Consider the following 13631-nt stretch of genomic DNA (forward strand, 5'->3'; position numbering starts at 1 on the left):
CGGTTCGGCAGGCAGCGGAGAGGCAGCACATGGCACGGCAGCGGACGGCAGAGCAGGACCCGGCAGAGCAGGACCCGGCGGGGCCGGAAACGGCAGAACGGGAGACGGCAGGGCCGGAAACGGCAGAACGGGAGACGGCGCGGGCGGGCACCGCGCCGGCCGGGACCGTACGGGCGAGGAGGAGGAACCCGCTGGTCATCGCCGCGCTGGCGCTGGCGGTCTGCGCGGCCGGAGCGGCGGGCTGGGGCGGCTGGCTGCGCTACGAGGCCTCCCACGACGACGCGGCGTCCTTCGCGCGGGCGCGGGACGACGCGCTGGCCGCCGGTGAGCAGGCGGTGCAGAACATGAACACCCTGGACCACCGCTCCCTGGAGAAGGGGCTCGACAGCTGGGAGCAGTCCACCACCGGGGAGCTGCACAGCCAACTCGTCGACGGGCGGGACGCGTTCGCCGATCAGATCGCCGCCGCCAAGACGGTGAGCACCGCGAAGGTGCTCTCCGGTGCGGTGACCGAGCTGGACCAACGCGCGGGCCGGGCGGGGGTGATGGTGGCACTGCGGGTCACCGTGACCGCTCCGAAGGGTGAACCTGCGGTGAAGGAGAGCCGGTTGCTCGGGAGCCTCACCCGGACCGCCGAGGGGTGGAAGCTCAGCGCGCTCGGCCAGGCGCCCGTCGGCGGCACGGGCGGCTGACCCCGGTCGCCGCCCCCCGCCCGCCCCCGTCTGCCCAGCACGCCCCGAGAGGACCCCGCCCATGTCGACGACCCGCCACCTCGTGAACCGCCGCCGCCGGCTGGCCACCACGCCACCGCGCACCCCGGGGGCCGAGACCGGTCCGGCCTTCGAGCAGGCCACGGCCCCCGCCACCGACGCCGAACCGCGGTCAGCGGGAGACACCGCGGCCACCGCCGGTCCCGACGCCGCCCCCGACACCCCGGCGGACGCCGCCCCCCGGGCCGGGGCGTCCCGCCCGCGCGTCGGACTCCCCGCCGTGCTGTGCGCCCTCACCGTTCTCCTCGGGGCCTTCGCCGTCTGGGCGTTCGCCTCGGCCGACACCCTCCGCGAGGAGCCGGCCCGGCAGAACACCGCGCTCACCGACATCGGCCGGACCAGCGAGGTGAAGGGCCGGATCAGTGAGGCGGTCGGCGCGGTGTTCAGTTACGACTACGCCTCGCCCGCCCGGTCCGACCGCGCAGCCCGCACCTATCTGACCGGCCGGGCCGTGCGGCAGCACCAGGACATGCTCGCCGACGTACGGGCACAGGCCCCGAAGCAGAAGCTCGTCCTGACCACCACCGTGACCGAGAGCGGCGTCGAGTTCCTCGACGGGGACCGCGCCCGGCTGCTGATCTTCGCCGACCAGAGCAACACCCGTACCGGCAAGGACGAGGAGACGACGTACGCGGCGGCCATGTTCGCCGTGGACGCCGTCCGCCGCGGGGACACCTGGCTGATCGCCGCCATCGACACGTTCACCCGCTGAGCCCCGGAGAGGGGAGAGGAGTCCAGATGAGCTTCAACCGCACGGTGCGCCGCCGACTCGGCACCACGGCCACCGCCGTCGCCGCGATGACCGCCCTCACCGCCTCCCAGGCCCCGGGGATCACGCTGCCCGCTCCCCGGCAGGCGAAGACGGCAGCCTCGGACGACGTGGTGTGGAGCGAGGTGCCGGGGGACGACGTCTACCACACCGAACTGCCTCCGCTGCGGTCCCCGAAGCCGCCCGCACCCCCGAAGCCCGGGGCGAAGGCCGATCCGGTCGCGGCCCGCGCCTGGTCCGAGGCCGGCATCCCGGCGACCGTGCTGGCCGCCTACCGCAAGGCGGAGGGCACGGTGCGCCGGGGCGACCCGGGCTGCGGGCTGCCGTGGCAACTGCTGGCGGCGATCGGCAAGGTGGAGTCGGGCCAGGCCTCCGGCGGGCGGGTCGACGCCCGTGGGACGACGCTCACCCCGATCCTCGGTCCCGCGCTCGACGGCAACGGCTTCGCCCTGATCCGGGACACCGACGGCGGGGCGTACGACGGCGACCGCGCCTACGACCGGGCCGTCGGGCCGATGCAGTTCATCCCCTCGACCTGGGCGGCCTGGGGCGCGGACGGCAACGGCGACGGACGCCGGGACCCGAACAACATCTTTGACGCGGCGCTCGCCGCCGGGCGCTACCTCTGTGCGGGAAGCCGCGATCTGACCCGCCGCGCCGACCTGGACCGGGCGATCCTCAGCTACAACCGGTCCGAGACGTACCTGGCGACCGTGCTGTCCTGGCTGGAGTTCTACCGCAGTGGAAGCCATCCGGTCGCCGACGGCCGGGGAGTCCTGCCGGCCAGCCCCGGCCCGGGAGGGAAGACCCCGCCCAAGGCGCCGGTGGGCGGACCCGGTGCGCCGGGACGTCCCGGCAAGGGCGACGGAGGCGTCGTCGTCGGCCCGCAGCCCACCCGGCCGCCGAGCCCGACGCCCACACCCCGTCCCACGGGCCCCGGCTCACCGAGCCCGAGCCCCGACCCGACGGACCCCGGCCCCACTGACCCGGGCCCGAGCCCCGACCCGACCGGGCCGACCGATCCGGGTCCCACCGATCCGGGCCCGAGCCCCAGCCCCGACCCGACGGACCCCGGCCCCACCCCGTCGCCCGATCCCGGCGAGACCGGCCCGGGCTGCCCCGACCCCGGCGACAGCCCGACCTCCTCGCCGTCGGCGACGGAACCGGCCGAGGCGGCGACGGGCGTCCAGGACGAGCCCGGCGACCCCTGCGTCCCGGGCGAGGGAACCACGGGCTGAGACCGACGCGCCGGCCGCCCCCGGGCGGCCGGTGTCCCCGGTGGGCGGCCGGTCAGAACAGTGCCACGACGACCACGACGCGCTTGCCCTCCCCGTGCGCGGTGACGGACACCTCGGAGGCCAACCGGCGGACGAGCTGCCAGCCGTAGCCGCCCTCGCCGAGCTGGGCCCCGGTCTGTTCCCGCAGCACGGGGAAGTCCGGCACGGAGTCGTCGACCGTGATGCGGAGCCCCTCCTCGGTGATCCGCGCCGAGAAGCCGGCGACACCGCCGCCGTGCCGGATGGCGTTGGTCACCAGCTCCGAGGTGATCAGCAGGGCGTCCGCCACCACCACGTCCGACCGGGACTCCTCGTCGAACGAGCAGAACTCGGTTGCCAGCAGGTGCGCGACGGCGTCTCGTGCCTCGGCCGCGCTGGCGGGCGTCGGCGCTCCCGCACCGGGGGGGACCGACGCGGACGCGGTGCGACGCACGGGAGTCGCGTTGCTCATGCCCGTACCTCCTTTCGCACAGTGATCATTTGTCCGACCCGCCGATCCTGCTGGGAACGCCGTCCGCGCGAAGCGTGCCGCAGGGTCCGACCGCGGGGCTGTCAGCGTGCCCGGAACTCCCGGGTTCATGTCCGGAGAAAACTCCCCGAAGCCGTCGGATCCGTTTCGGCAGCCGCCGAAAAGTAAGTGAGTGATATTCCGCTTTTGCCGGGTAGCCGGGCTCCAGAGGGCCCGGAGAGGGACCTTCTCGTTTCAGGGAGGAAAAGCGATGAAGAAGGTCGTGCTGGTCGCGGTGTCGGTTTCTTTGGGTGCGGTGGCTCTGGCGGGGTGCGGTGGTAATGGGGGCTCCGATGATGCGTTCGATGGAAAGAGTGCGGACACTATTGCGGCGGACGCGGTGAAGGCGACGCGGGACGCCGAGTCCGTGCGGATCGCGGGCACCGCGCGTCAGCCGGGTGGAAATGAGATCGGTCTCGACTTCCATGTCGATGAGCAGGACCGGTGCAAGGGGACGATGACCGGCCAGGGGGCGAAAGCGGATGTCCTCCAGGTCGAACAGAGCGTCTATGTGCGGGGTGACGAGAAGTTCTGGCAGAACAGCCTGAAGGGCAAGCCCGGCACGGATGCCGTGGTCAAGCAGGTGCAGGGCAAGTGGGTGCAGTCCGAGCAGGGGAAGTCGGGGATGGAGGGGATGTGCGACAAGCAGGCCTTCCTGGCCGCGATGGACAGTGACAAGTCCGAGCGAAAGGGAATGAAGAAGGGGGACACGACGGAGGTGGACGGGCAGCCTGCGCTGATTCTTGAGAAGAAGCAGGCCAACGGTGAGAAGATCACCATGTACGTTGCCACCGAGGGCAAGCCCTATGTCCTCAAGACGGTGACGGAGGGCGGGGATGCGCCGGGCGAGGTCGTGCTGAGCGATTTCAACAAGAAGGTCGACGCTCGGAAGCCCGCCGCCGACGAGGTGGTCGACCCGAAGGAGATCACCGTGTGACGCCTGGTCCGCACCGCGGCGCGGGATTTTCTTACGTGCGATTCTTCTTTTCCAGCGGCTCCTGCTTTCTCCGCCTGACCGGTGGAGAAAGCAGGAGCCGTCGCCGGGAAATGCCGCCCTCACGCCTCGTCGGGATGGTTGCCCGGCCCGTGGGCCCGGCCGGTGAGCACAGTGGGTGAGAGATCCGCCTGCTCCTCGCCCGGCTCCAGCAAGGTGTCCGCGGGGCCCACGATCAGCGGATCGGGTCTTCCGACGGCCTTCTCGTCCTTGCTGTCGTAGTCGAAACGCCACAGGAGGCTGCGCATCGCCTCCAGCCGGCCGCGCTTCTTGTCGTTGTTCTTGACCACCGTCCAGGGCGCGTGCTCGGTGTCCGTGGCCCGGAACATCGCGACCTTCGCGGCCGTGTACTCGTCCCACAGGTCCAGCGAGGCCAGGTCGGTCGGCGACAGCTTCCACTGGCGGACCGGGTCGACCTGCCGGATGGCGAACCGGGTCCGCTGCTCGCCGCGCGAGACCGAGAACCACAACTTCACCAGCAGCACACCGTCCTCGACGAGCATCCGCTCGAACTGCGGGGCCTGTCGGAGGAAGTGCTCGTACTGCTCGGTGGTGCAGAAGTCCATCACCCGCTCCACCCCGGCCCGGTTGTACCAGGAGCGGTCGAAGAAGACGATCTCCCCGGCGGTGGGCAGCTCGGCCACGTAGCGCTGGAAGTACCACTGCCCGCTCTCGCGCTCGGTGGGCTTCTCCAGGGCGACCACCCGCGCTCCGCGGGGGTTGAGCCGCTCGGTGAACCGCTGAATCGTTCCGCCCTTGCCCGCCGCGTCACGGCCCTCGCACAGGACCACCAGCCGCTGTCCGCTCTCGCGGACCCACCGCTGGAGCTTCAGCAGCTCTATCTGGAGGAATCGTTTCTCCCGCTCGTACTCCTTACGGCGCACCCGCCGGTCGTACGGATGGTTCTCCCGCCAGGTTTCGAGCGGACGCCCCAGCTCGTCGAGCAGCACGGGCTGCTCAGGACGCCGGCCGTCCACGGTCAGCCCCTTCAGCAGTTTTGCCGGGCCGGTGCTCGGGCCGTCGTCGGTCATGGTCGTGTCCCCGTTCGCTTCGCCTGGTCCTGTGTGCGGCGGGAGAGGACCCACCCGCCGCGGATGAGTCCTCTCCCGCACGACCATGTTCCCCGAGAGCCGCCGGGCATGTCCGGGAGGGGGCGGCGAGCCGGGGTCAGCCGCCCGACAGCACCTCGGACAGGTCGTAGGAGACGACCTCCTCCAGCTGCGCGTACGTACAGCCGGCGGGGGACCGGTCCGGCCGCCACCGACGGAACTGGGTGGTGTGCCGGAACCGGTCGCCCTCCATGTGGTCGTAGGCCACCTCGCACACCCGCTCCGGGCGCAGCGGCACCCACGACTGGTCCTTCTTGCCCGACCAGCGGTTCTGCGTCCCCGGCAGCCGGGACCGCTCGTGCGCCGCCGCCTCGGCCCAGGCGGCCCAGGGGTGCTCGGCGAACTCGATGCGCAGCGGCGCCAGTTCCTCGGCCAGCTCGGCGCGCCGCTTCATCGGGAAGGCCGCGCAGACCCCGACGTGCTGGAGCACGCCGTCGGAGTCGTACAGGCCGAGCAGGAGCGAGCCGACGACCGGGCCGCTCTTGTGCTCGCGGTACCCCGCCACCACGACGTCGGCGGTCCGCTCGTGCTTGATCTTGTACATCGCCCGGGCGTCCGGCCGGTAGGGGAGATCGAGCGGTTTGGCGACGATCCCGTCGAGCCCGGCCCCCTCGTACCGGTCGAACCACTCCCGGGCGACCTCGATGTCCGTGGTGGCCGGGGCGAGGAACACGGGCGCGGACGCGTCCGCGAGCGCGGCCCGCAGCACCTCCCGCCGGTCCGCCTGCCGGGTGGAGAGCAGGGAGGTGTCGTCGACGGCGAGGACGTCGAAGGCGATCAGGCTCGCCGGGGTCTGCTCGGCGAGCAGCCGCACCCGGGAGTCCGCCGGATGGATGCGCTCCCCGAGCCGCTCGAAGTCGAGCCGCCCCTCGTGGGCGATGACGATCTCCCCGTCGATCACACAGCGCGGCGGGAGTCTGTCGCGGACGACGTCGACCAGGTCGGGGAAGTAGCGCGTCAGCGACTTGCCCGTGCGGCTGCCGATCTCCACCTCGTCGCCGTCCCGGTACACGATCGCCCGGAAACCGTCCCACTTCGCCTCGTAGCTCATGCCCGGCGGGATCCTGGACACCGACTTGGCGAGCATCGGCTTCACGGGCGGCATCACCGGCAGGTCCATGGCCCGATTCTGGACCCCGCCCCCACGTATGTCGCCCGATGTGCGGCATATGTGCGACCGGCCTACGGTGGCCGACATGGGAGCAGCGGTGGAGCTGGACGCGGGCGGACGGGCCGTGAGGCTGTCCAACCCGGACAAGGTGTACTTTCCGCAGAAGGGCTACACCAAGAGGGATGTGGCCGAGTACTTCCTGGCGGTGGGGCCGGGGATCACCCGGGCCCTGAACCACCGGCCGACCACGCTCCAGCGCTTCGTGGACGGGGTCGAGGGCGACTTCTTCTACCAGAAGCGCGCTCCGAAGAACCTCCCCGAGTGGATCCCCACCGCCCGGATCGCCTTCCCCAGCGGCCGCCCGGCCGACGAGATCTGCCCGACCGAACTCGCCGCCGTGATCTGGGCCGCCAACCTCGGCACCCTCACGTTCCACCCCTGGCCGGTGCGGGCCGGGGACACCGACCACCCGGACGAACTGCGCATCGACCTGGATCCGCAGCCCGGCACCGACTATGCCGACGCCGTCACCGCCGCCCACGAGCTGCGCTCCGTCCTGGAGGACCACGGCGTACGCGGCTGGCCCAAGACCTCCGGCGGGCGCGGGATGCACGTCTTCGTGCCCATCGAGCCCGCCTGGACCTTCGTCGAGGTGCGGCGCGCGGCCATCGCCGCCGGGCGCGAGCTGGAGCGGCGGATGCCCGAGCGGGTGACGACCGCCTGGTGGAAGGAGGAGCGTGGCGAGCGGATCTTCGTGGACTTCAACCAGACCGCCCGCGACCGCACCATCGCCTCCGCCTACTCCGTACGCCCCTTCCCGCACGCCCCGGTCTCCGCGCCGCTGCGCTGGGAGGAGATCGACGACGCCGAACCGCGCGACTTCGACATCCGGACCCTCCCGGTGCGTTACGCCGAACTCGGCGACGTGCACGCCGACATGGACCAGGAGGCGTTCCGGCTCGACGCCCTGCTGGAGTCGGCCGACCGGGACGAGCGGGAGCGCGGGCTCGGCGACATGCCCTATCCGCCGGAGTATCCGAAGATGCCCGGTGAGCCCAAGCGCGTCCAGCCCAGCCGGGCCCGCCACGACGAGAACGACGACGGTGACGGCGGAGCGGCGTGAGCGGGAGCGGTGAACAGCACGGTGCGCACCGCCGGACCCCTGCCTTCCGCGAGCGCTGGGAGGCGTTCAAGCACAGCCCGTTCCTGCCCGCGACCGTCCTCGTCCTGATCGTCTCCGCGGCGGCCGGCCTCTTCGCCGGCTCCTACACGTACGCGATGGCCGACCCCACTCCGCACCGCATCCCGGCTGCGCTGGTCACCCGGCCGGAGGCGGCGCGGGGCGAGGTGTTCCTCGCCGGCCTGGAGAAGGCGCTCGACGCCTCCCTCGAACTCCACGACTACCCCGACGTCGCCGATGCCCGCCGCGCCCTGGAGGAACAGAAGGTCTTCGCCGTCCTGCGGGCCTCCGGCGGCGGCATGGAACTCGACGTCGCCGCCGCGTCGGGGGCGACGGTCGCCGAACTGCTCGGCGAGGCGGCGCTCAAGGTGGGCGACGCCACCGGGGTCGAGGTCACCGTCCGGGACGTCAAACCGCTCCAGCGGGGCGACCCCCGGGGCCTGGCGCTGTTCTACATCTCCCTGGCCGCCGTGATCATCGGCTTCCTCGGCGCGATCCAGCTCAGCGTGCACGCCGCCGGGCTGAATCCGGCCGAGCGCATCGCCTTCACCGTCGCCTACGCCCTGCTCGGCGGCTTCGCCATCGCGGCGACCGTGGACTGGTGGCTCGGGGCGGTGGACCTGCCGTTCGTCCAGTCCTGGCTGATCCTGGCGTTCACGATGTTCACCTCCGGCATGGTCTTCACCATGTTCAACACGCTGATGGGACGCTGGGCGATGATCCCCACCTGGGGCGTCATGGTGCTGCTCGGCAACCCGTCGTCCGGTGGGGCCGTCTCCTGGCCGCTGCTGCCCTCGGCGCTCGGGCACATCGGCCGCTGGCTGCCGCCCGGCGCGTCCGTCAACGCCCAGCACACCGCCGTGTACTACCAGGGGCACCAGTTCCTCTTCCCGTATCTGGTGCTCGCGGCCTGGGCGCTGGTCTCCTGCACGGTGTTCTGGGTGTGGCGCCACCGGCACCCCGGTGGCCGCGCCCGCACGCCGGAGCATGCGGACGCGGCCACCTGAGACCTTCCCCTCACGGGTCACAGCACGGCTTACAGCTCCTTGATGCGGATGTCGCGGTAGGAGATGACGTCGGTGACGCCGTGCACCTGGAGCCCGATGTGGCCGGAGGCGAACCGCCGGCCGTCGGTGCCCGGGTCGTCGCCCCGGGGCGGCTCGAAGAGCTGACCACCGGTGTTGTCGAACTCGTTGATCAGGACACCGTTGCGGTAGATCTCGTAGTGCTGGTCGACGACCTTGATCTCGTAGTCGTTCCAGGTGCCCTTGGGCGTGACCCCGGCGCCGCCGAGCCCCACCCGGTCGAAGCCGTACACCGAACCGGTCTTGTACATGTCGCCGTCCGGCCGGTCGTTGACCTGGATCTCATGGCCGTACTTGATGGCGACCCACTCCGGACGCGATTCCTCCGGGTGGTCGTGGACCTTCGGGAAGCGGACGAAGACCCCGCCGTTGGCATGGCCCGAGCCCGGGGCGTCGTCCCGCCACTGGAGCTTGAGCGAGTAGTCGCCGAAGGCCCGGTTCGGCAGCCACAGCATGCCCATCCCGTCCACCGTGGTGGAGCTGGTGATGGAGCCCTCCTCCTCGTTCAGCTCGAACTTGCCGCCGCCCACGTGCTCCCACTTGGCGAGCGAGGCCGCCGTGCCGTCGAACAGCTTGGTGTAGCCCTCGGACTGGCCCGGCTTGCCGATGCCGGACTGCTTGGCGGCCTGGTTGATCGCCCTGCGCTCGCGCTGGTCGATGACGCCGTCGGTCTTCAGCCTGTCGAGGACCGCCGTCACGTGCTTGAGGAACAGCGCGTGGGAGGACCAGTCCTTCTCGTCCTCGATCAGCTCGTTGATCGTGCAGCGGTTACGGGTGATCCGGTTCGGGACGCCCGTGTCGACCGTGCCGACGAAGACGGTGTGCCGCTCGTCGAACTCCGCGCAGTTCGGCGCGGGAACGCCGCCGCCCCGGGCGATGGTGAACGACGCCTTCTTCGCCTCGGAGGTGTTGCCCGCCTTGTCCGTCGCCCGGTGGGCGATCGTGTGGTGGCCGACCCGGTCGACGATCACCGGAGCGGTGTACGCGAGGTACGGTCCGCCGTCGAGGCTGTACTCGACCTTGTCCACGCCCGAGTCGTCGTCGGTCGCGGTGACCGTCGCCCTGGCGCTGGTGATGAACGCGCCGTCGCTGTTCTTGTCGCCCTCGACCTTCACCGAGGTCTCCGGAGCCGTCCCGTCCTGCGACGGCGGCTCCACCACGATGAACTCGACGGACTTCGCGTCCGCGACATTCCCCGACCGGTCGGTGGCCCGGTAGCGGACGGTGTGCTCGCCCAGATCGTGGACCATCACCGGTGCGGTGTACGGCTTCCACTCGCCGTCCGCACCGAGCGCGTACTCGATGGTGTTGACGCCGGACCCGGTGTCGGACGCGGTCACGGTGACCGTGGCCATTCCCAGGTACGCGCCCGCTTCGTCCTTCTCGCCCGAGACGGTCGCCGAGGTCTCCGGCGGCGTCTCGTCGTCGGTCGGCGGCGCGGCGACCGAGAAGTCGACGGACTTCTCCGCCGCCACGTTGCCGGCCTTGTCGGTGGCCCGGTAGCGGACCGTGTGGTCGCCGACCTCGTTCACCACGACGGGCGCGGTGTAGGGCTGCCACTCGCCGTCCGCGCCGAGGGCGAACTCGACGGTGTCGACGCCGGAGCCCTCGTCGGTGGCCTCGATGCCGACCGTGGCCTGGCCGATGTACGCGCCGTCGCCGTTCTGGTCGCCGTCGACCTTCGCCGAGGTCGCGGGGGCCTCGGTGTCCTCGCCGCCGCCCTCGGTGACGGTCAGGATGCCCTGCATCATGCCGTGGCCGGGGATCGTGCAGTGGTAGAAGTACCGGCCGGGCGACAGCGTGACCTCCACGCTGTGCTTGCCGCCCTCGGAGTCGCCCGGGTTGGCCAGGATGTTCAGCTGGACGTCGTTGTTGAACTCCGGGTCCGACACGCTGAACGTCAGCGTGTGCGGCATGCTCGTCGTGTTCCCGGTGGCCGCGCTGTTCTCGAAGACGATGGTCGCCTTGCCGGCCACCGCCGTCTTCGGAGCGGACAGATAGCGGTCGATCGGATCGCCCGCGGTCCAGGTCAGCACCTGGTCGGCGGCCCGGGCCCCGGGGGTGTCGCCGCCCTTGCCGTACGCGGCGGTCGAGGTCAGTCCGAGGACCATCAGGAGGGAGGCCAGCAGGGCCACCCAGAAACTCGGCGGACGGTGCCGCCCGCGCGTGGGGAGCGAGTGGTGTCTCACTTCGCCGCCGCCTTTCCGACGAGATCCGCGGCGGCCGGCGTCGCGCCGCCGCCCTTGTACGACACGCGCCACAGCGCCGACTTGGAGTCGGAGGTGAAGAACCCGCGCCCGTAGTCCAGGACGTACAGCGAACCGTCCGGCGCGAACTTCCAGTCCATCAGGTTGCGGATGCCGTCCGCCCCGACCGGGATGATCTTCTTCAACGACTCGGCGTGCGTGGGCAGTCCGCCCTTGCCGACCGTCTTCGGGTCGGTGAGCACGGCGTGCCGGGGCTGGGTGTCGTCGTAGAAGTCACCGACGAACCACTTGCCGTCCCAGTAGGCCGGCCACTTGGCGGTGGACTCGCTCTGCGCGTCGTAACGGTAGACCGGGCCGTTCATCGTGGCCTGTCCGCCGCCCTTGAGCCAGGGGAGCAGCTGCTTGCCCTCCTCCGGCTTGTAGCTCGGTACGCCGTTGGCGTCGCGCGGGTAGTCGACCCCGCCGCCCTGCGGGGAGTACCAGATGGTGTTCGGGGTCACCGGCGGCAGCTTGACCAGGCCGTCGTTGTTCGGCGACTCGTTCTTCGGGGCCTTGCAGTCGTACCAGCCCAGCGGCTTGGTCGGGTCGGGCAGATTGCGGTCCCGGTAGGGCTGGTTGTTGCCCATGCAGTACGGCCAGCCGTGGTTGCCCGCCGTGGTGATCGCGGCGAACGTGTCGTACTTCGCCGGACCCCAGGTGGTCGACGGGGAGCCCGCGTCGGGTCCGACCCAGCCCGCGTACAGGGTGTCCGTCGACGGGTCGATCGAGATGCGCGCCGGGTTGCGCACGCCCATCACGTAGATCTCGCCGCGGGTCTTGCCGCCGCCCTCGTCCGGCTCCTTGCCGGTGAAGAGGTTGCCGGAGGGCAGGGTGTACGTGCCGTCGTCCTCCGGGTGGATCCGCAGGATCTTCCCGTTGAGGTTGTTGGTGTTGCCCGCGGTGCGCCGGGCGTCGGCGAAGGAGACGCCCTTGTAGTTCGGCTGCGGGTTGTTGCCGGAGTAACCGTCGCTGAAACCGGAGGAGTTGTTGTCACCGGTCGCGATGTACAGGTTGTCCTTCGAGTCCCACGCCATGCCGCCGCCCGCGTGGCAGCAGCTGTTGATCTGCACCGGCCAGCCCAGCAGCACCTTCTCCGACGCCGTGTCCAGCTTGTTGGTCGCGGAGTCGAAGGTGAAGCGCGAGACCTGACGGGTCGCCATGCGTTTGTCGCGGTCGATCTTCGCGTGCGGCGTGTAGTGCAGGTAGACCCAGCCGTTGGACGCGAAGTCGGGGTCCAGCTCGATGCCGAGCAACCCCTCCTCGTTCTTGACCAGTTCGTCGCCGCCGCCCTTGTTGCCAAAGACGTCCAGCGCACCCGCGAGGGTGACCTTCTCGGTCTTCGGGTCGTAGACGTGGATCTCGCCCTTGCCCTTGCCGATGTTCGGGTCGTTCCAGTCGATGACGACCGGCCGGGAGCTGTCGGCCCCGCCGCGCCCGATGTAGAAGACCCGCCCGTCCGGCGCGGTCACCATGCCGTGCGGCTCGCCGATCTGGTCGTTCTGGCCCGGCTGGTTGGGCTGGGTGACCCGCTCGGCGGTGTAGTTCGAGGTGATCGTCGCCTTGCAGTCGGCCTGCGAGGTCCGGTTCGTCCAGGCGAGGGCGCCCCGCAGATGGTCGCGGAAGTCGGTCTCCGCGAAGCTGTCCGCCGTACCGCCCATGGCCGTGTAGAAGGACCGGCCGCCGTCGTAGTCGCGGCACCAGGAGACCGGGTGGTCCCAGCCGTTGGCGCTCGCGCCCGGCTTGTACGTCAACTCCCGCACGCGCGCCACCGTGTGCACCTCACCGGACGGGTTCTTCGTCCAGTTCAGCCACTTGTCGGGTCGCTTCCACTCCAACGGCAGGTTCTTGGTGGCCGGGTGGACCCGGTCACCGATCTCCACGGTCGCCCGCTGCGTGGAAGCGGGGCTGTTCGCCGCGGGACGGGCTCCGACCAGCCCGGTGAACCAATCGGAGTACGGCTCGGTGCGCGCCGCGTCATGGATGCCGAGGAATCCGCCGCCCGCCTCCATGTAGGCCTCCAGCCCCGCTTCCTGCTCCGGGTCGAGGACGTCGCCCCCGCCGGTCAGGAAGACGACGGCGTGGAACGAGCCCAGCCGCTTGCCGTTGGTGAAGACCTTCGGGTCGGCCGTGGCCACCGTGGTGAACCGGCCGGCCTCCGGGCCGCTCAGCCCGATCTTCTCGATCGCCGCGATCCCGGCGTCCGTGTACGGCGCCTCGTCGCCGGCCGACGCGTGGAAGACCAGGACCTTGACCTGGTTCCTCGCCCCCGGCGGCGACGGCAGGGACAACGTTGTCGCCATCTTCTCCACCAGAGCCCGGTCCGGCGAAGGATCCGCGCTGGCCGGGCCGCCGCCGCCCAGCAGGGACACGGTCAGTGCGCCGGCCGCCACGGCCGCCGCGAGGCCGCGTCGTGATCTGGACCGGTGATGTGATGCGCGCTGCATGTGGTCACCCACCCCTCTGTGGTCACTGCACCTCTCGGTGACTGTGGCTTGCTCACTCTTCGTCAGTAGCTGTTGATCCACTACCTCTTGGTCCACTGCCTCGTGGTCCGCAGCCTCTTGATTCACTGCGACAGCGCA

Annotated in this window: 11 protein-coding genes; 6 read left to right on the forward strand and 5 right to left on the reverse strand. The window is 71.0% G+C overall.

Annotated elements, in window-relative coordinates; all coding sequences use genetic code 11:
* Positions 1-29 precede the first annotated feature (29 nt).
* The 3 genes from DTB53_RS30485 (at position 30) to DTB53_RS30495 (ending at position 2777) form a co-directional block, all read left to right on the forward strand.
* A complete protein-coding gene (locus tag DTB53_RS30485) occupies positions 30-692 on the forward strand; it encodes an Rv1363c family protein (protein ID WP_012378257.1) in 663 nt (220 codons plus the stop codon).
* 61 nt (positions 693-753) lie between these two features.
* Positions 754-1482 carry a hypothetical protein gene (locus DTB53_RS30490; RefSeq protein WP_012378256.1) on the forward strand — a complete coding sequence of 243 codons (729 nt, stop codon included), beginning with the start codon at positions 754-756 and terminating at the stop codon, positions 1480-1482.
* Positions 1483-1508: 26 nt separating this feature from the next.
* Entirely contained in the window at positions 1509-2777 is a 1269-nt protein-coding gene (locus DTB53_RS30495) for a lytic transglycosylase domain-containing protein (RefSeq protein WP_012378255.1), read from the forward strand.
* 52 nt (positions 2778-2829) lie between these two features.
* Here DTB53_RS30495 and DTB53_RS30500 read toward each other — a convergent pair whose 3' ends face one another.
* Positions 2830-3267: an ATP-binding protein gene (locus tag DTB53_RS30500; protein WP_003964919.1), complete on the reverse strand. Its 438-nt coding sequence runs from the start codon at positions 3265-3267 to the stop codon at positions 2830-2832.
* Positions 3268-3535: 268 nt separating this feature from the next.
* On the opposite strand from DTB53_RS30500, the gene DTB53_RS30505 reads away from it, so the two are divergent.
* Complete coding sequence (locus DTB53_RS30505) at positions 3536-4261, forward strand: hypothetical protein (RefSeq protein WP_003964918.1); 726 nt, start codon at positions 3536-3538, stop codon at positions 4259-4261.
* 119 nt (positions 4262-4380) lie between these two features.
* Here the strand turns inward: DTB53_RS30505 and ppk2 are convergent, their stop codons facing one another.
* Positions 4381-5349: a polyphosphate kinase 2 gene (gene ppk2 / locus DTB53_RS30510; protein WP_030700499.1), complete on the reverse strand. Its 969-nt coding sequence runs from the start codon at positions 5347-5349 to the stop codon at positions 4381-4383.
* Positions 5350-5485: 136 nt separating this feature from the next.
* Positions 5486-6547: an ATP-dependent DNA ligase gene (locus DTB53_RS30515; protein WP_012378253.1), complete on the reverse strand. Its 1062-nt coding sequence runs from the start codon at positions 6545-6547 to the stop codon at positions 5486-5488.
* Positions 6548-6623: 76 nt separating this feature from the next.
* Between DTB53_RS30515 and ligD the strand changes: the two genes are divergently transcribed.
* Both ligD and DTB53_RS30525 read left to right on the forward strand, forming a co-directional pair.
* A complete protein-coding gene (gene ligD, locus DTB53_RS30520; RefSeq protein WP_012378252.1) occupies positions 6624-7661 on the forward strand; it encodes a non-homologous end-joining DNA ligase in 1038 nt (345 codons plus the stop codon).
* Positions 7658-8725 carry a membrane protein gene (locus tag DTB53_RS30525; protein WP_012378251.1) on the forward strand — a complete coding sequence of 356 codons (1068 nt, stop codon included), beginning with the start codon at positions 7658-7660 and terminating at the stop codon, positions 8723-8725. Before ligD ends, DTB53_RS30525 begins: the two co-directional genes overlap by 4 nt.
* Positions 8726-8754: 29 nt before the next feature.
* Here the strand turns inward: DTB53_RS30525 and DTB53_RS30530 are convergent, their stop codons facing one another.
* Both DTB53_RS30530 and DTB53_RS30535 read right to left on the reverse strand, forming a co-directional pair.
* The gene (locus DTB53_RS30530; protein WP_012378250.1) at positions 8755-10992 is read right to left on the reverse strand and encodes an OmpL47-type beta-barrel domain-containing protein; all 2238 of its coding nucleotides are present in this window, start codon (positions 10990-10992) and stop codon (positions 8755-8757) included.
* A complete protein-coding gene (locus DTB53_RS30535; protein ID WP_202465638.1) occupies positions 10989-13493 on the reverse strand; it encodes a ThuA domain-containing protein in 2505 nt (834 codons plus the stop codon). Before DTB53_RS30535 ends, DTB53_RS30530 begins: the two co-directional genes overlap by 4 nt.
* Between the last annotated feature and the right edge of the window lie 138 nt (positions 13494-13631).

The organism is Streptomyces griseus, from assembly GCF_900460065.1.
In the GTDB taxonomy this organism is placed as follows: Bacteria; Actinomycetota; Actinomycetes; order Streptomycetales; family Streptomycetaceae; genus Streptomyces; species Streptomyces griseus.

Coding starts and splice junctions, on each gene's coding strand:
- ppk2 (WP_030700499.1), bottom strand. CDS start 5,349: ATGACCGACGACGGCCCGAGCACCGGCCCGGCAAAACTGCTGAAGGGG.
- ligD (WP_012378252.1), top strand. CDS start 6,624: ATGGGAGCAGCGGTGGAGCTGGACGCGGGCGGACGGGCCGTGAGGCTG.
- DTB53_RS30500 (WP_003964919.1), bottom strand. CDS start 3,267: ATGAGCAACGCGACTCCCGTGCGTCGCACCGCGTCCGCGTCGGTCCCC.
- DTB53_RS30515 (WP_012378253.1), bottom strand. CDS start 6,547: ATGGACCTGCCGGTGATGCCGCCCGTGAAGCCGATGCTCGCCAAGTCG.
- DTB53_RS30485 (WP_012378257.1), top strand. CDS start 30: ATGGCACGGCAGCGGACGGCAGAGCAGGACCCGGCAGAGCAGGACCCG.
- DTB53_RS30495 (WP_012378255.1), top strand. CDS start 1,509: ATGAGCTTCAACCGCACGGTGCGCCGCCGACTCGGCACCACGGCCACC.
- DTB53_RS30535 (WP_202465638.1), bottom strand. CDS start 13,493: ATGCAGCGCGCATCACATCACCGGTCCAGATCACGACGCGGCCTCGCG.
- DTB53_RS30505 (WP_003964918.1), top strand. CDS start 3,536: ATGAAGAAGGTCGTGCTGGTCGCGGTGTCGGTTTCTTTGGGTGCGGTG.
- DTB53_RS30490 (WP_012378256.1), top strand. CDS start 754: ATGTCGACGACCCGCCACCTCGTGAACCGCCGCCGCCGGCTGGCCACC.